Source organism: Botrimarina sp., from assembly GCF_040219535.1.
Lineage (GTDB): Bacteria > Planctomycetota > Planctomycetia > Pirellulales > Lacipirellulaceae > Botrimarina.
In genome coordinates this window covers 79,241-94,558 of sequence record NZ_JAVJSH010000033.1, presented here as the reverse complement: position 1 = coordinate 94,558, position 15,318 = coordinate 79,241, and the positions used below count along the sequence as shown (strand labels likewise).

The following is a 15,318-nucleotide window of genomic DNA, read 5'->3' as shown; positions in this document are numbered from 1 at the left end:
GCATCCGGCGCCGCTGGTGATGACCACGTGTCTGCTGCGCTCGGAGTCTGGGATCGTCCCGGACAAGGCGAGCAGGTCGTTCAGCCCTTCGCAGCGCCACAAGTGGAGTCGAGCGAGCGAGTCGTGCTGCCGACAGGCTTTGAGTTCTTCGATCGCGTGGCCGCCGAGGAGGCCGGACTTGCTGCCGGGGGTGAGCATCACCTTCGGACCGCTCTTCCAGAACGGCGCGCCGTTCGCGACGACAGCCACCCAGCCTGTCGGCTTCGATAGGTCCAGGCTCGCATCTGTCATTGCGAACGCGAACACCGGGACGCGTTCTGTACGCCCATCCTTCCGGCGGCGCGTGAAGATGGCCGGTCGCCCGCCGGCGGCCTTGATCGCATCGACCGTCACCCCCGGTTTGGCCTCGGCGTACTGCGCGGCGTACTTCTTGAAATCCGAATCCCACTCGCGCCACGCGATGTCCGCGGCCGGATCGACCTCTGGGGCTGCTGCAGTCGACGACGCAGGCGGCGGAGCTGCAGGCGCTGGGGTCGCGGGAGGCGCGGGAGGCGCGGCGGAGACCACCTTCCTGGCTGGACCCACCGTGAACCCGACCGCATCGGCGACGAACTCGACCGCCTCGGGAAACGAGATCTGCTGCAGCCACGCGACGCTCGCGAACCCGTCGCCAATGCCGCGTCCGCACTGGTTGCAGAAGACGGCGCCGGCCGCTGAATCGACGTACCTGAAGCGGTCCGTGCCTGCGCAGCGCGGGCAGCCGTGGTGCTGCCCATCTAGGGTGGCGGGGTCGAACCCCGCGGCCTCGAGGACCTCTCGCCAGCGGCCCGCAGCGGCGGCGCGGACTTCTTCTTTGTCGAGCCCCCGCTTGCCGCGTGCGGGGCGGCCGTTCCCCCCCTGGTTGGTCGCGGGCGCGAAGTCGGCAGCCGTCGTGTAGTCAACTGGCACGCGACACCTCCTTCGAATCGCCCACCTCGCGCCGCACCGCCTCGAGCTCGCGCTCAAGCTGGATCGCCGACGCTCTCAACTCGCGGAGCGCCGCGCGCCACTCGGCCACGGTGCCGCCGATGTCTCGCATCACGAGCCAAAACCGCTCGACATCGCGGATCCGAAGCGGCCGCAGGTACGCGTGCTCGAGGTCCCACGCGACAAGCGCTCGCCCTTCGCTCAGACCGCACGGGTCGAGGCCCGCGTCGTGAAGCTGGTAGAGAGCCTCTCGCGCCTTGCTCGACCCGAACTCTGCGACGTAGTGGCTCAGGGCTGAGTCGGGCTCGGGGAAGCCCTCGGCCTGGTCGTCGTCGTGGTAGTCGTCGCGTCCGTTGAGTGACGTGCTCATCAGCTGTCCTCCTCAGCGACCCAGAGGATGTCGCTCAAGCGGACCATCAGGCCGCGACTTGGCACCGGCAGCGAACGCTTGTGCAGGGCGGGGGCGACCGTGGGGCAGACGCAGGCACGGTCGAACCGGTGAAGTAGGATCCACCCGTCACCGAGCTCCGTGATGCCGCTGAAGTGGTAGGCGCGGCCCGACCTCAGCTCGCAGTAGTAGCCCCAGTTGGGATCGTCCACTGCCTTACCGAGAGGCCCCGGCAGGGGCGGGTCATCCGGGTCGCGTCTTGACGCGAACGTGCATTGGGGGTCAGAGTCCACTGTGTGAATCCTTTCGGTTGGCCCGGCGTCGCGGTGGCTCGCGGCGTCGGGCACTTTTTTTGCGCGCGACGCGGCCGGGCGGGGGTGACTGCAGAGCTTCAGTCGCCGTACGCCGCGATCTCAGCCTCGCGGGCCTTCTTCGCCGCTTCGTGCTCGGCGGCCCGCTTCATGAACGCGACGAAGTCGGCACCCGACACGAACTGCCTGCGGCCGAGGCTGAACCAGTTCGGCTTGATGCCCTCGGCGGCCAGAAGGGCCAGCCGGGTCGCGGAGACGCCAGACGCCGTGATGACGCCGGCCCGCGTGTAGACCACGCTCGGGTCGATGTGGCTCGTGTTGGCGATGTGGGCTGTGGGCCGGCCGGGGCCGGTGGTTCGCTTGCGAGTCCTAGGCACGGTCTCACTCCTGTCAGGTTGGAAACAACGCTGAAAGGAGTGTGGTCGCTAGATCGGGTCAGCTTCGGGCCAAGCTATGGGCCATCTTCGGGCCATCTTGTGACCCGAAACTTCCTGCCCTTCGGCCCGTGCTTGATCAGCTTCTGATCTAAGAGTTTCGTCGTGGCCCGCTTGATCGTCGATTCTTCGTAAGGCGTGGCGTCGATCCAGTCCTGGCGGCTGAAGTAGCGAAGGTCGTTGTCGTCCTGGCAGAGCCGCTCAAGAGCTCGGTAGCAGATCCGATCGGTATCGCTCAGCTTCCTAATTCGCTCCTGTCGGATGCTTTGAAGCCGATCTTCTTCGGCCGTTTCGACAGCGGTGTCGCCGGCGAGAGTCGGCGGCCGCCCGTCGCTTGAATCGGCCCCGTCGGATATCGCCGGCCGCGACCGTTCCTGCTCCCCGCCAGGAGGGAGATTCAACCGGGCCCAGTCCAGCGCGTAGGCCACCTCGCCGTTCAGCCGGTCGCGCACGGCCGTGAAGTCGAACAGCGGGAGCATCACCGGCAGGCGGGCGACGTCGGGGTATGCCAGGTGCTCCTTCAGGTGCATGCGAACAATGTCAATGCCCTCGCGCTCTGCCACGGCGAGGTAGTGCACCGCGGCGTCTGCGGCCCTGCGAACCGCGACGACATTGCTGTCGGAGCCAGGGACCGCGACTCCGCCCACGTGTGTCGCCCCGGCGGCGAGAGCCTTCCTAGCTAGAGCGGACGGAAGGCGCGGCCAACCGTCCACACACTCGGCCAGCTTCTCGAGTTCTTCGATCAGCCGCTCGGCCGCGTCTGCTCCTCGCGGGAAGGCCTTCGGGTCGAGCCCCTGCGGTGGATCGATGACGAACCCGAGGCCGGCCATCAAACGGGCCGCCGACTCCGCATAGTCCCCGTGGGCGAGAAGCTCGTCGCGCAGCGTGAGCAGCTCTAGCGCAAATCCGTTTGCGACGGCCATCGCGGGTCTCCTACCAGGGGAAGAGAGCCCGGCCCCCCGCCGTCGCCCCTGGTAGGCCGGCGATCGACGGGGGAGCCGACGCGGTGATCAGGCCGCTGGCTCAGGTCCGGTCCGCCGTAGCGGGCCGGTCGGGGTATTCTACAGCGATCCGCGGGAGTACAAACTGGCGCGGGGGGTGTTACCTTGGGTGTTACCCAAACGCCGCTCGGCCGCTTGCTTGGCCGAGCCGCGAGGGCCGTAAACCTCGGGGTTTAGATACTAACAACGTCCAGCAGCGTTCGGAGCGGAGATTCAAAATCCATTGGGGGCAACCCCGTGAGGGTTCGAGTCCCTCCTCCGGTACTGATTTGCTGAGCGGTATCGGGTGGGCCCGTCGCCGGCGCCACGCCGCCCCGCTCCGCACGAGGCGCGACGACCTTTTTCGGATCTCTCTATGCCCCAGCTCATCGCGGCGCCGTCGATCGTCGAGGCCGCCGGCGAGCCGCCGAAGCGGATCGAAGAGTTCATCGGGCGGGTCAATTCGGGCCACGACTCCGTCAGCGTCGCCCGGATGGTCTCTCCACCGGGCTGGACCGAGCCGGCGCAGCGGCCGGAGTTCGAAGAGATGACCGTCGTCCTGCAAGGCGCCCTGCGGGTCGAGCACGAAGCGGGCGAGCTGCTCGTGTCGGCGGGCCAAGCGGTCGTCACGAAGCCGGGCGAGTGGGTCCGGTACAGCACCCCCGCCGGCGCCGAGTACCTGGCGGTGTGCCTGCCGGCGTTTTCACCGGAAACCGTGCGCCGGGATCCGGAAGGGGGCGCGGCGGGCTAGCGTGGCAAACGCCTGCCGCGAACGCCGTTCACAAGCCGCCCAGGGCGTCCTGCAGCACGCCCTGGTAGAAGGCAAACAGGCGGAAGATCAGCAGGACGATCACGCCGGCCACCAACAGCCACACGAGGCCGGCCGCCGCGCGGGTGAGCACCGCCAGCGCGTCGTCGGCTTCTTCCTCGTAGCGGCGCGACAGCCGCTCCATCGACTCGGAGATCATGCCGGTCTCTTCGGCGACCTCCAACTCGTTGAGGAACTCCGGAGGGAACGCCCGCGTGCGGCCGAAGGCTTCGGCGAGGGGGTAGCCCCGGCCGACGAGCTCGGCGACGTTCCCCGAGTGCTGCGAGTAGAACGCGTTGTTCGACGCGGCCAACGCGGTCGGCGCCAAGCGCCGGAGGTCGATCTCGACGTTCAGCAGCAGGTGCAGCGCCCAGGCGATCCGCGCCAGCGCGATTTTTTGTAGGGCGTGGCCAACGACCGGCGTCCGCACCAACCGCTTGCGGAGTCCAGCGGCCCATGCGGGGCGGCGGCGCAGGGCCATCACGCCGAGCCCCAAAGACAGCGCCGCGCCGAGCACCACGTTCACGTAAACGGCCAAGCCGAACGCGCCGGTCAGACCGAAGCCCAGGAAGTCGACCGCTCGGCCGGGCCCTCCGATCACCCCGCCGATGCCGATCAGCAGGCCGACCACGAGCAACGCCAGCGCGAGCTGGATCGCCGGCCAAGCGACCGCTTGCCGGAACATCCGCGTGCGCCCGACGCTGTGCTCGTAGTGCCGCGCCAGGCGGCGGAACACGCGGGGCGTCGAGCCGGTTTGTTCGCCGACGCGGACCAGCTCGACCAGCAGCGGCGGGAAGACGCTCCCGGCGGCGGCCATCGCCTCGTCGAGCGGCGTTCCGTGGTCGATCGCGTCGGCGACTTCCTCGGCCGCCCGTCCGAGCCGGCCGCCGGAGCGCTTCGCTTCGGAACGCCAGGCGCGGCGGAGGTCGATGCCGGCGTCTAGCGAGACCGCCATGCGGTCGCAAAGTCCGGCGAGCTTGGCCGCGGAGGCAGGCGCGCCGGCGTTGATCGTGTCGAGCAGCACGCGTGGCCGGGGGGGTGCGGCGCGGGCGGGTGGCGGTCGCGGTTCAGTTGTCGCTGAACCCGAGGCGCGTCGCCCCGCGGCCCACCGGGTTGCGCACGAACCGCTCCCGGCACTGCGGGCACAGGTCGTAACGGGCCTGCCGGTACAGACGCTGGTCCTCGTCTTCGTCGAGCTCGTCCATCCGCTCTAGCAGGTCTTCCAGTTCGTCGAGGTGGTCCTCCTCGTCGACCACGTCGACCACGTCGGGCGCGTCGTCGTCGTCGATAGCCGCGTAGACCTCGAGCCGGACCACGTAACGGGTTTCGTCGTCTAGATTGATCGTCCGGCCACAGCCGTCGCACGTGTAGTGGATCATGTGGGAGAGGCCCCTGGAGGGATCAATGAGATACGGCGCGACTCCGTCGCGCCCCGACGCTGTCCCGACTGGGCATCGTACGTCGGGGGCGCCTGGGGCAGCAACCCGACACCCCCGGCCGGCGGCCGTCCTGAAGATTGTGTGAAACCGGTTGTCGCTCCCGGGCGCTTGACTAGCTCGGCGTGGTGCGCCGGACTAGGATCAGGCAGACAAGCGGTGCGTGACATCGGTTCGAGAAGCCGGGGCCCTCGGGCGGCGGCGGCGCGAACTCCCCGTCCGCACCGCGGGTCCGATCGATCGCGACAGTTTGTCCCTCGGCAGGCCGGCGTGCAGAGCACGCGGGCCGACAGCGGCGCGAAGCCAGCGCCGCGTTGGCGACGGAGCTAGGAGCGAAAACGGCATGGCGATGGCAGCGACGATTCCCACGGCCCTGGCGCCGCGACGGGCCGCTGGGGGCGGTTCAGGCCTCAACGCCAGCGTGCTGGTGCTCAACCGCCAGTACATGGCGATCCACGTGATCGACGTGCGACGCGCTTTCGGCCTGCTGCTGCGCGAGCTCGCCGAAGTGATCCACATCGAGGACGGGCAATACGCGAACTACGATTTCCAGTCCTGGCGCGAGGTGAGCGAGCTCCGCGCGGCGTTCGCCGACGAGGGGCAGCAGGCCGGCGACACGCACGCCGACTGGGTCCGCAGCATCAACTTCTGCATCCAAGCGCCCCGCATCCTGCGGCTGTTGCACTACGACCGCGTGCCCAAGCAGCGGGTGCGGCTCAACCGGCGGAATCTCTTCGCACGCGACGGCGGCAAGTGCCAGTACTGCGGCAAGGCGTTCCCCACGAGCGAGCTGTCGATCGACCACGTGGTCCCCAGTTGCCGCGGCGGCGAGACCACGTGGGACAACGTGGTGTGCGCGTGCGTGCGGTGCAACGTCCGCAAGGGAGGCCGCACGCCTGAAGAGGCCGGCATGAAGCTCTTCAAGAAGCCGGTGCGGCCGAAGCGTAGCCCGTTGTTGGCGGTGAAGCTCGGCAACCCGAAGTACGCGAGCTGGCGGACCTTCGTCGACGCGGCCTATTGGTCGGTCGACTTGAAGTGACGCTTCGCGTCACAGGCCGGAGGCTGTAGGCCGTAGGCCGGAGGACGGATGAATCGTCCGAGTCGGTCCGGGATCGCCGTATTGGGCGGCCTCGCGTTCGTGCTTGCCGTTTGATTAGCCGCTGCACTAGCTGAGGTGCGCTCGCTAGGGTCGCAATCGGGCGTGAACCAACTGACAGCGTTCTCCGAGCAGATGCCGTCGCCGCAGCATCTGGCGATCATCGACGACTCAGATCGGCGAGGCGTTGTCTGGGCTGGCGGCGCCGCGCTGTAATCGTTGCCTTCCGGGCCAGCCCGCTACATATTCAGCCAGACCGGGGAGCTACTCGATTGGAACTGGCAGACGGGCGAAGGGGGCTCTCTAGGTCAGCTAGTCACGATAGCCTGGAGAGCGGATCCCGTCGCCTTGCAGGATGCGATCAACTTGATTTCGCGATAGGAGCGGCGCGCTTGCGGCCGCCCCGCGTCCTCCGGCCTGCAGCCTCCCGTCTCCGGCCTAAAAGAGCCGCCGGTGGGGCCCCACCGGCGGCTCTTCGTACTGTCGACTTCGGCGATTGCGCTCAGCTGTCCGCGAGTGGCTCTTTCTTTTCGGTGATCACTTCGCACTGCGGCGCCATCTCGGCGTTCAGCGCGATGAACTCCTTTTGGTCCTCGGGGACGTTGTCCTCGTGGTAGATCGCCTCGACGGGGCACTCGGGCACGCAGGCCTCGCAATCGATGCACTCGTCCGGGTGGATGTAGAGCATCTTCTCGCCCTCGTAGAAGCACTCTACGGGGCACACCACCACGCAGTCGGTGTACTTGCAGTCGAAGCAGGGCTGGGTGACGACGTGGGGCATCGCTGAGGCTCTCCTCTCGGGGGGGGGGGGACGGGGCGCCGCGGTGGCGGCTGGCTGGTGGCGGCTGGCTGGTATCGGGTGGTTGCGCTGCAGCGGCAGTCCGGCGCGGCGGCAGCCGGGCCGGACGGTCCGCCACGCTTTGCTGGAATCGGCCGAGCAGTCGGGCAGCGTTAGCGTCGCGCCGGTGTTGCGACTGGGTATCGATAGCGAGGCAGCAACCCCTTACGGGGCAACCGCTTACGCATGTTACCGACGGCCGCCTCCCCGGCAAGCTAGGAACGCCAGCCAGTGCTGTCAACGGTCGCCAATTTGTTGCTCCCCAACATCGCGACACGTAAGATTGAGGTGACGCTAGCGGTCACGCCTAGCCGAAAAAATTGTAGGCTGTCGCGGTAGCCAACGGACGGTAAACAGGCGGCGCAGCCGACACGGCGCGGCGAGACCGCCTGGCGGTGGGGCCCGTTGCTCGAAATCTCCTACTAGTGGGGAGTCCTGCGGCAGGGTCGCCTGAAGGCTTGGGAGGCCCGGTGCACGGGCAGCCCCGAGTCATGGGAGAGAGCGGCGAGGGGGACACAGCACCGAGGCGATCACCCACCCATCGAACCCGCCTTGCGCGGATCGATGGCGGGGCAGTCGACTCACCCAGCGGGCGGCCGCCAGCGGCCGCACGGGCCCGCTCGGCGATCTCACACCGACCATCGAGGACCGCAGGTGGCACTCTCACCGACCGACCGCGACCTGCTGGACCGCCTGCTCCGCGGCGAGCCCAACGCCTGGGAGCTCTTCGTCGATCGCTGGATCGGCCTCGTCTCGCAAGTGGTGCGCTTCTCCGCTGACTGCCGCGGCGTCCATCTTTCGGCGGCAGACCGCGAGGACCTGATCGCCGACGTGTTCGTCACGCTGCTCGACCGCGACATGGCGGCTCTGCGATCGTTCCAGCGGCGCAGCTCGCTGGCCACCTATCTGACCGTCATCGCACGACGGGTGGTGATCCGCCGCATGATGCAAACGATCGGCCCAGGCCCCGCGCAGCACGACGGCGCCGCGGCGAGCACGCCCAACGGCGAACCGCCGGTCGAGCAACGCGTCGCCGACCGCGAGCAAGTCGCACAGATGCTCGGCGGCTTGCCAGCGGAAGAAGCCGCGGTCGTGCGGATGTTCCACCTCGAAGGCCGCTCGTACAACGAGATCAGCCGCACAATCGGCATGCCCGAGAATTCGATCGGCCCCGTCCTCAGCCGCGCCCGCATGCGGATGCGTCGAATGGCCGAGCCGACGTGAACCGGCTCAGGTGAACCCGCCGTCGGCGCCCTGCTGCGCAAGCCGCTCCGCCGTGCGGGCTAGAACGACCGGCCGCTAGCCGGCAACCCGACGAAGCCGTTCGAAGCGGCAGGCGGGGGCAACGGCCTCACACGCGGCCCCGCGGTAACCGGCGGATCGGCGGGCGACTGGCCCGCTGGTGATCGGCCCGCTAAGGGCGCCGCGGCCGGCCGTGCGGCAGACGGCGGCAAGTCCCAAAACCCGGCCGGCGCCTGCGAAGCGGCCGCTTCGACCGGCGGTCCAAACGGCGCGGCGATCGGCGCGGCGGCGGCCGCCGCCGACCTGCCCTCCAAGTCCCACGCATTCCCCGCGGCGACCGGCGCCGCGGCGCCCCCCGCCAGATCGACGATCGGCGTGCCGGGCAGCTGCGGCGGCGTCCACAGGCCGGCGGGGTCTCCCAGCGGCGCGTTGATCGTCACCGGGCCGGTGTTGATCGTCAGCTCGAGCCCCGCCATCGGCACACTCACCCGCACCCGCTCGGGGAGCGACGCGCCGCTCGTCGGGTCGTATCGGTAGTTGTCCGCCGTCACGCTCGCCGCCAACGCGCCAGAAGCGTCGTACACGTGCTGCTCCCGCACCTCGGCGGTCGTGGCGTCCACCACCAGCACGCGCTGGCTCGGGCCCTGGGGCGTGTCGACACGCATGCCGAGCTCGACGAGCCCGTCGCCCTTGGGAGTGGGCCCCGCGTAGATCGTGGCCGGATCGAGCCGGACCAGGCCCAGAGCATCGATCAGCCAAGCCGGCTCGATCGGCGCCTGCCCCCGCACCGGGCTGCTCGCCCACTGGTCGTGACGAGCCGTGTACAGCGCCGGCGGCTCGTTCCGCCGCGCCCAAATCCAGAACCGCTCCTCGTTGCTCCCCAGGTCGATCTCCGGGCCGGTGATCGCGGTGGTCGCCCGCAAGCGGAAACGCAGGGGCCGCTCGATCGCGATGTTGGCGTTCACCAGCGGCAAGCCGGCCGAGTCGGGCGTGGCGATCGTCGCGTTGGGCGCCTGGTACGTCTGCACGCGCGACGCGTTCGCGTTGATCGCCGCCACCACGTCGGCGGCGGTCGCGGTGGGGGTGAGCACGGCCGGCGCTTGGGGGCCGCCGAAGCCGAATGGGTTGCCCACCCGGGGTGAGCAGCTCGCGCCCATCGAACAGAAGCCCACCACGAGCCCGACCCACAGCCACACCGATCGTCGCACGAGCGCGCCAGTCCTTGGCGCCGGCTGGAGAGTCGTCATGACTTGCTGTGCGGTGGAGAGCCGAGTGCTTGTTGGGGATAGGATCGCTTCGGTCAAGCGGCGCCCAGCAGCTCCGCCAGGCGCTGCTCGATCTCGGTCGCTTCGCGGGCCGTCGGCGTGGCGACGACCACGTCGAACGGCTCGTCCCGTTCGCGGCACACCAGCCGCAGGGCCGGCGCCGGTTCGTCGCCGCTCGGGTCGCCGCGCAAACCGGTCAGGAAGCCGTCGGCCTGGGGCCGGAGCACGCGGCGCCGCATCAGCAACAGCGCGAGCACGTACCGGGCCGCGACCTGGTCAGGCCGGTCGGCCCACTCGTCCAGCAGCCGCAGCAAGGCCTCCCGTGGCGCCGGGCCGGACTTGCCGTCGTCGGGCAGCCGCGACCGCCACCACGCAATCGCGCCCTCGCGCGGCCCGTCCCACGCGGCCGCGCTGTAGTCGCGGCGGACGACCTCGCCCGCTTCGTCGTGCAGCACCGACACGATGGCCTCGCCGGGTTGCAGCTCGCGGCCGGTCGCGGCGCAGTGCTGTGTTGCTCGGCGGACAGAGTAGTCGATCGCCATGACACAATGCGGCTGCAAACGGCGGACCCAATGGGCCGCGGACCGTAGAAGAAGAGCGAGGCCGGTCGCAAGGCCAGCCGCGATAGGTCAGCGGGCGGTGAAGAACCGGCTGTCCGAGCCCCCCGGCCCGATCCCCACCCGCACCTGCGACATGCAGCGCGGGCAATGCCCGACGTAAGCGTCGCCCGCCGCGTTGGGGTAGATGCGTGCGTACACGCCGCAGCACTCGAAATGAACGCCGAGGAACCGCCCGCGCCGATCCCCGCCGCGCGGGGGCTCGCCGCTAGCGTCGCTATGCAGGTCGAGGTGTTTGCCCGGTTCGTCCATGGCTGCCGCTGCTGATCGCTCTAAGCGGTCGACGGATAACGCAGCCGTGCCCCCCGAGCAAGATCGACTGCGAAAAGAGAGCCCGGGAAGCGTAAGCTCCCGGAGTGCCCCGGCCTTTTGGTGGACTCCAATTAACCGGAGATACTCCGGGAGCTTACGCTCTCCGGCTCCCTTTCGGGGTTGAGCCGGCTTTCGGGGTTGAGCCGGGCCCCGCGCGAACCTTGACCCGCCCCGATTGTCGGGCCATAGTTCAAAACGCCATGCAAGCCGCTCTGCTACTGCCGCTCCTCCTCCTAGGCCCCAACGGGTCCTAGCGGCGGCGCGCGTCCTTGCAGTCCAAAGACTCGCCAAACCCTGGGGCCCCTCCGGCCCCAGGGTTTTTTCGTATCCTGTCCCCTCCCGTCCCCCAAGCACTTCGCAGGCTAGCGCGATGTCCGCTCCCCGCCAGATCACGATCTTCGACACCACCCTCCGCGACGGCGAGCAGTCGCCCGGCGCCAGCATGAACCTGGCCGAGAAGCTCGAGGTGGCCGAGGCGCTCGTCGGGCTGCGGGTCGACGTGATCGAGGCCGGCTTCCCGATCGCCTCGCCGGGCGACTTCGAGGCCGTCCGCGCGGTCGCCGGCCAGGCCAAAGGGGTGCAGGTCTGCGGCCTGGCCCGCTGCAACGACAACGACATCGACCGCGCGTGGGAGGCCCTGCAGCAGGCCGAGGCGCCGCGCATCCACGTGTTCCTCGCCACCAGCGCGATCCACCGCGAATTCAAGCTCAAGATGACCAAGGAGGACATCGTCCAACGCGCGATCGCCGGCGTGACCCGCGCCCGCAACCTCTGCGACAACATCGAGTTCTCGCCCGAGGACGCCGCGCGGACCGAGCCGGACTTCCTCTGCCGGGTCGTCGAGGCGGCGATCACGGCCGGCGCGACGACGGTGAACATCCCGGACACGGTCGGCTACGCCACGCCGACGCACATGGGCCGCGTGTTCGCCACGCTCGTGGAGCGCGTGCCGAACATCGACAAGGCGGTCCTCAGCGCCCACTGCCACGACGACCTCGGCCTCGCCGTGGCCAACAGCCTGGCGGCGGTCGAGAACGGCGCCGGGCAGGTCGAGTGCACGATCAACGGCATCGGCGAGCGCGCGGGTAACTGCTCGCTGGAAGAGGTCGTCATGGCGCTGCGGACCCGCGCGGACTACTACGACGCCGACACGCGGGTCAACGCGCAGCGCCTGGTGCCGACCAGCCGGCTGGTGAGCAGCGTGACCGGCCTGTCGGTCCAGCGGAACAAGGCGATCGTCGGCCGCAACGCGTTCGCCCACGAGGCCGGCATCCACCAAGACGGCATGCTCAAGGAACGCACGACCTACGAGATCATGCGCCCCGAGGACGTCGGCTTCGCGAAGACCGACCTGGTGCTCGGCAAGCACTCCGGCCGGGCCGCCCTGGCCGATCGCATCAAGACACTCGGCTACCAGCTCGACAACGAGACATTGATCGACGTGTTCGAAGCGTTCAAACGCCTCGCGGACAAGAAGAAAGAAATCTACGACGCCGACCTCATCGCCCTGGTCGACAAGCAGTCCGGCGCCACGGCCGACGACTGGTCGCTCGTGTCGTACGAGGTGAAGACCACGACCGACGGCGTCCCCAGCGCGACCGTGACCCTGCGCCGCGGCGACGGCGACAAGGTCACCGACACGTTCTTCGGCGGCGACGGCCCGCTCGATGCGCTGTTCCGCGCGGTCGAGAAGATCACCGGCCAAGCGGTCGAGGTCCGCGAATTCCGCGTGCACAGCGTCACCCACGGCAAGGACGCCCAGGGCGAAGCCAACATCGAAGCCGTGGCCGACGGCCGCGTGTACAAGGGCCGCGGCGTCAGCACCGACACCGTCGAGGCGAGCACCATGGCGTTCGTCGCCACCGTGAACCGCGCGATCAGCGGCAACGGCCCGGAGGTCGACCAGCGGATGGAGTCGGTTTGATTCGGGCGTGGTCGTCAACCGGATAGGACGCGGATCGCCGCGGATACAGCGGATCCACGCCGGTAGGCCCCTCACGAGATCCGCTGTCATCCGCTACATCCGCGTGTTCCCGCGTCCCCTTCTTCGAATCGGCAACCAATCGGCATGGACCCCGCGACGATCGCGTTCTCGATACTCGGCGGGTTCGTCGCGCTGATCGTCGGCGGCGAGCTGCTCGTGCGCGGCGCGTCGAACCTGGCCGCGGCGGCCAAGGTGCCGCCGCTCGTGATCGGCCTCACGGTGGTCGCCCTGGGGACCAGCGCGCCGGAGCTGGCCGTGAGCGTGCAGTCGTGCTACGTGGGCAAGACCGACCTGGCCGTGGGCAACGTGGTCGGCAGCAACCTGTCGAACCTGCTGTTCATCCTCGGCGCGGCGGCCCTCGTGGCGCCGCTGTCGGTCAGCGGGCAGCTCTTCCGGCTCGACATCCCCGTGATGATCGCCGCGGCCGCCGCCCTCTACGCGCTGGGCGCCGACGGCGAGCTCTCGCGCGGCGAGGGGATCACGCTCACCATCGCCATGTTCCTCTACCTGGCGTGGACCGTGACGGAGGGCAAACGCGAAGGCAAGGCCCTCGAAGAAGAACTCGCCGACCTCACGCCCGACCCGGTCCCCGCGACCTGGCGGGCGTTCGTGGCCAACGGCATGTCGCTCGTAGGGGGCCTGATCCTGCTCATCGGCGGGTCGGACTACCTTGTCGATGGCTGCGTGGTGCTGGCCGAGCGGCTCGGCGTGAGCGAGCTGGTGATCGGGCTGACGATCGTGGCGATCGGGACCTCGCTGCCGGAGCTGGTGATCTCGGTCCTGGCGAGCATGCGGGGCAAGCGCGACCTGGCCGTGGGCAACGTGGTCGGCAGCAACGTGCTGAACATCCTCTCGGTGCTCGGCCTGTCGGCCATCGTGGCGCCCGACGGGGTGAACGTCGACGGGCAGTCGCTGCGGTTCGACATCCCGCTGATGCTGGCCGTGTCGGTGGTCTGCTTCCCGGTCTTCCTGACCGGCCGCGAGGTGACCCGCCCGGAGGGGGCGGCCATGCTGCTGTACTACCTCGCCTACCTTGCGTGGCTGGTCTATTCGTTCGCCGTGGTGGGCCTGGCGCCGGGCTACGGTTCCCTGGCGGGTTTCCTGGCGCCGCTAGCGGCAGCTATGGTGTGGCTTGCCGTGAAGCGTCGGCGGGGCGGTTGAGGCCGCGCCGCCGCGGCTACGGTTTGCCGTCTGCTCTTCTCTTCCCCGCAAGCGAGCCGCCGAAGCGATGGTCACGACCCGACTGAGCGTGATGATGTTCCTCCAGTTCTTCACCTGGGGGGCGTGGTTCGTAACCTTGTTCCTGTGCATGGCCGCCGAGGACCTCGGCGACTACACGCCCCGCGCCTACCAGAGCGCGCCGATCGCCGCGATCATCGCGCCGCTGTTCCTGGGGTTGATCGCCGACCGGTTGTTCCCTTCGCAGATCGTGCAGGGGGTGCTGATGCTCCTCGGCGCCGGGCTGATGTGGGCGGCGGCCGGCGCGGTCGAGGCCGGCGACGGCGGCCTGGCGGTCGCGCTCTTCATCGCTTACATGCTCTGCTACATGCCGACGCTCGGCCTGGGCAACTCGATCGCCTTCGCGAATATCGACGACCAGAACAAGTTCCCGGCGATCCGCGTGTGGGGCACGATCGGCTGGATCGTCGCGGGCCTGCTGGTCGGCGGCCTGGGCTGGGACGCGACCACCAAGATCCTCTACCTGGCGGCCGGCGCGTCGGCCGTGTTCGGCCTGTACAGCTTCACGCTGCCGCACACGCCGCCGCCGGCCAAGGGCAAGCCGCTGGACATGGGCAGCCTGCTGATGGTCGACGCGTTCGGCCTGATGAAGAGCGCGCCGTTCGCGGTCTTCATCATCTGCTCGACGCTCATCTGTATCCCGCTGGCGTACTACTACCAATACGCGTCGGGCATCCTCGCCCAGACCGGCTTCACGCAGCCCGCCTCGACGATGACGCTCGGCCAGATGAGCGAGATCGTCTTCATGCTGCTGATCCCGTTCTTCTTCCGCCGCCTGGGCGTGAAGTGGATGATCCTCATCGGCATGGCCGCGTGGGTCGCCCGCTACCTGCTGTTCGCGTTCGGCGCCCCGGACCAGGTCACCTGGATGCTGCTGCTCGGCGTGGTCCTGCACGGCATCTGCTACGACTTCTTCTTCGTCACGGGCTTCATGTACACCGACCAGAAGGCCCCCGCCGGCGTGCGCAACCAGGCGCAGAGCATGCTGGTGTTCTTCACGCAGGGCGTCGGGATGCTGATCGGCTACGAGGTCGCCGGCCGCCTGTTCAAGGCCACGATGACCCGCCAACAAGAGCTCGCCGACGCGATCGACGCGGCCCGGCCCGCCACCGAGCTGGGCTACTTCGAGCGTTTCGGCGAGATGCTCAGCCGCCGGCTCCCCGAGGGGGTCGACCAGCAGCTGCTGGCCGAGACCATGGAGCAGTGGAAGGACTTCTGGCTCACCCCGGCATACATGGCGGCGGCCATCATGGTGGTGTTCGCCCTGGCCTTCTGGGACCGAGTCGACCGCGGCGCGGCGCTCGGCGAGCCGCTCGACGAGACCGGCCCGGCCGGCGGCGAAGGCATGCCGGCCTAGCAGCGGCGCCATCCGGCGTCGCCCCCCCAATCCGCAATCCAAAAT

At 69.1% G+C, this 15,318-nt stretch carries 17 protein-coding genes; 6 read left to right on the top strand and 11 right to left on the bottom strand.

The features are described 5' to 3' along the window. From RIC11_RS19175 to RIC11_RS19155, 5 genes are all read right to left on the bottom strand, one after another. Positions 1-948: primase-helicase zinc-binding domain-containing protein (locus RIC11_RS19175; RefSeq protein WP_350213986.1), on the bottom strand; the 948-nt coding region annotated here is incomplete at its 3' end. Next, a complete protein-coding gene (locus tag RIC11_RS19170) occupies positions 938-1,336 on the bottom strand; it encodes a hypothetical protein (protein ID WP_350213984.1) in 399 nt (132 codons plus the stop codon). The genes RIC11_RS19175 and RIC11_RS19170, both read right to left, overlap by 11 nt. Beyond that, the gene (locus RIC11_RS19165; RefSeq protein ID WP_350213982.1) at positions 1,336-1,566 is read right to left on the bottom strand and encodes a hypothetical protein; all 231 of its coding nucleotides are present in this window, start codon (positions 1,564-1,566) and stop codon (positions 1,336-1,338) included. Before RIC11_RS19165 ends, RIC11_RS19170 begins: the two co-directional genes overlap by 1 nt. Positions 1,567-1,745: 179 nt before the next feature. Continuing rightward, a complete protein-coding gene (locus RIC11_RS19160; RefSeq protein WP_350213980.1) occupies positions 1,746-2,042 on the bottom strand; it encodes a hypothetical protein in 297 nt (98 codons plus the stop codon). A 74-nt stretch (positions 2,043-2,116) separates the two neighbouring features. Then, positions 2,117-2,929 carry a hypothetical protein gene (locus tag RIC11_RS19155; RefSeq protein WP_350213978.1) on the bottom strand — a complete coding sequence of 271 codons (813 nt, stop codon included), beginning with the start codon at positions 2,927-2,929 and terminating at the stop codon, positions 2,117-2,119. A 526-nt stretch (positions 2,930-3,455) separates the two neighbouring features. Here RIC11_RS19155 and RIC11_RS19150 point away from each other — a divergent pair. Continuing rightward, positions 3,456-3,830: a cupin domain-containing protein gene (locus RIC11_RS19150; protein WP_350213976.1), complete on the top strand. Its 375-nt coding sequence runs from the start codon at positions 3,456-3,458 to the stop codon at positions 3,828-3,830. A gap of 28 nt (positions 3,831-3,858) precedes the next feature. Here RIC11_RS19150 and RIC11_RS19145 read toward each other — a convergent pair whose 3' ends face one another. Further along, entirely contained in the window at positions 3,859-4,911 is a 1,053-nt protein-coding gene (locus RIC11_RS19145) for a type II secretion system F family protein (RefSeq protein WP_350213974.1), read from the bottom strand. 43 nt (positions 4,912-4,954) lie between these two features. Then, positions 4,955-5,266, bottom strand: coding sequence for a hypothetical protein (locus tag RIC11_RS19140; protein ID WP_350213972.1), 312 nt, complete (start codon positions 5,264-5,266; stop codon positions 4,955-4,957). 400 nt (positions 5,267-5,666) lie between these two features. Here RIC11_RS19140 and RIC11_RS19135 point away from each other — a divergent pair, with 400 nt between their 5' ends. Continuing rightward, positions 5,667-6,362 carry an HNH endonuclease gene (locus RIC11_RS19135; protein ID WP_350213970.1) on the top strand — a complete coding sequence of 232 codons (696 nt, stop codon included), beginning with the start codon at positions 5,667-5,669 and terminating at the stop codon, positions 6,360-6,362. Positions 6,363-6,921: 559 nt separating this feature from the next. On the opposite strand, the gene RIC11_RS19130 is transcribed toward RIC11_RS19135, so the two are convergent. Beyond that, positions 6,922-7,200 (bottom strand): ferredoxin family protein, encoded by a 279-nt coding sequence (locus tag RIC11_RS19130; protein ID WP_350213968.1) that lies wholly within the window; start codon positions 7,198-7,200, stop codon positions 6,922-6,924. 711 nt (positions 7,201-7,911) lie between these two features. Between RIC11_RS19130 and RIC11_RS19125 the strand changes: the two genes are divergently transcribed. Beyond that, positions 7,912-8,481: an RNA polymerase sigma factor gene (locus RIC11_RS19125; protein ID WP_350213966.1), complete on the top strand. Its 570-nt coding sequence runs from the start codon at positions 7,912-7,914 to the stop codon at positions 8,479-8,481. 59 nt (positions 8,482-8,540) lie between these two features. Here RIC11_RS19125 and RIC11_RS19120 read toward each other — a convergent pair whose 3' ends face one another. The 3 genes from RIC11_RS19120 to RIC11_RS19110 form a co-directional block, all read right to left on the bottom strand. Beyond that, positions 8,541-9,746, bottom strand: a complete 1,206-nt coding sequence (locus RIC11_RS19120; protein WP_350213965.1) for a hypothetical protein — start codon at positions 9,744-9,746, stop codon at positions 8,541-8,543. Positions 9,747-9,799: 53 nt separating this feature from the next. Continuing rightward, positions 9,800-10,306 (bottom strand): hypothetical protein, encoded by a 507-nt coding sequence (locus tag RIC11_RS19115; RefSeq protein ID WP_350213963.1) that lies wholly within the window; start codon positions 10,304-10,306, stop codon positions 9,800-9,802. Positions 10,307-10,393: 87 nt separating this feature from the next. Further along, positions 10,394-10,633, bottom strand: a complete 240-nt coding sequence (locus RIC11_RS19110; RefSeq protein WP_350213961.1) for a hypothetical protein — start codon at positions 10,631-10,633, stop codon at positions 10,394-10,396. Positions 10,634-11,063: 430 nt separating this feature from the next. On the opposite strand from RIC11_RS19110, the gene RIC11_RS19105 reads away from it, so the two are divergent. From RIC11_RS19105 to RIC11_RS19095, 3 genes are all read left to right on the top strand, one after another. Continuing rightward, complete coding sequence (locus RIC11_RS19105; protein ID WP_350213959.1) at positions 11,064-12,617, top strand: 2-isopropylmalate synthase; 1,554 nt, start codon at positions 11,064-11,066, stop codon at positions 12,615-12,617. A gap of 144 nt (positions 12,618-12,761) precedes the next feature. Further along, on the top strand, positions 12,762-13,838 hold the full coding sequence (locus RIC11_RS19100; RefSeq protein WP_350213957.1) for a calcium/sodium antiporter: 1,077 nt from the start codon (positions 12,762-12,764) through the stop codon (positions 13,836-13,838). A 67-nt stretch (positions 13,839-13,905) separates the two neighbouring features. Beyond that, positions 13,906-15,273 (top strand): nucleoside permease, encoded by a 1,368-nt coding sequence (locus RIC11_RS19095; protein WP_350213955.1) that lies wholly within the window; start codon positions 13,906-13,908, stop codon positions 15,271-15,273. Positions 15,274-15,318: the final 45 nt, after the last annotated feature.

What these genes read in the sequence shown, in the direction of transcription:
- RIC11_RS19120 (WP_350213965.1), bottom strand. Translation starts at nt 9,746, where the DNA reads ATGACGACTCTCCAGCCGGCGCCAAGGACTGGCGCGCTCGTGCGACGA.
- RIC11_RS19170 (WP_350213984.1), bottom strand. Translation starts at nt 1,336, where the DNA reads ATGAGCACGTCACTCAACGGACGCGACGACTACCACGACGACGACCAG.
- RIC11_RS19150 (WP_350213976.1), top strand. Translation starts at nt 3,456, where the DNA reads ATGCCCCAGCTCATCGCGGCGCCGTCGATCGTCGAGGCCGCCGGCGAG.
- RIC11_RS19110 (WP_350213961.1), bottom strand. Translation starts at nt 10,633, where the DNA reads ATGGACGAACCGGGCAAACACCTCGACCTGCATAGCGACGCTAGCGGC.
- RIC11_RS19130 (WP_350213968.1), bottom strand. Translation starts at nt 7,200, where the DNA reads ATGCCCCACGTCGTCACCCAGCCCTGCTTCGACTGCAAGTACACCGAC.
- RIC11_RS19135 (WP_350213970.1), top strand. Translation starts at nt 5,667, where the DNA reads ATGGCGATGGCAGCGACGATTCCCACGGCCCTGGCGCCGCGACGGGCC.
- RIC11_RS19155 (WP_350213978.1), bottom strand. Translation starts at nt 2,929, where the DNA reads ATGGCCGGCCTCGGGTTCGTCATCGATCCACCGCAGGGGCTCGACCCG.
- RIC11_RS19115 (WP_350213963.1), bottom strand. Translation starts at nt 10,306, where the DNA reads ATGGCGATCGACTACTCTGTCCGCCGAGCAACACAGCACTGCGCCGCG.
- RIC11_RS19105 (WP_350213959.1), top strand. Translation starts at nt 11,064, where the DNA reads ATGTCCGCTCCCCGCCAGATCACGATCTTCGACACCACCCTCCGCGAC.
- RIC11_RS19140 (WP_350213972.1), bottom strand. Translation starts at nt 5,266, where the DNA reads ATGATCCACTACACGTGCGACGGCTGTGGCCGGACGATCAATCTAGAC.
- RIC11_RS19095 (WP_350213955.1), top strand. Translation starts at nt 13,906, where the DNA reads ATGGTCACGACCCGACTGAGCGTGATGATGTTCCTCCAGTTCTTCACC.
- RIC11_RS19100 (WP_350213957.1), top strand. Translation starts at nt 12,762, where the DNA reads ATGGACCCCGCGACGATCGCGTTCTCGATACTCGGCGGGTTCGTCGCG.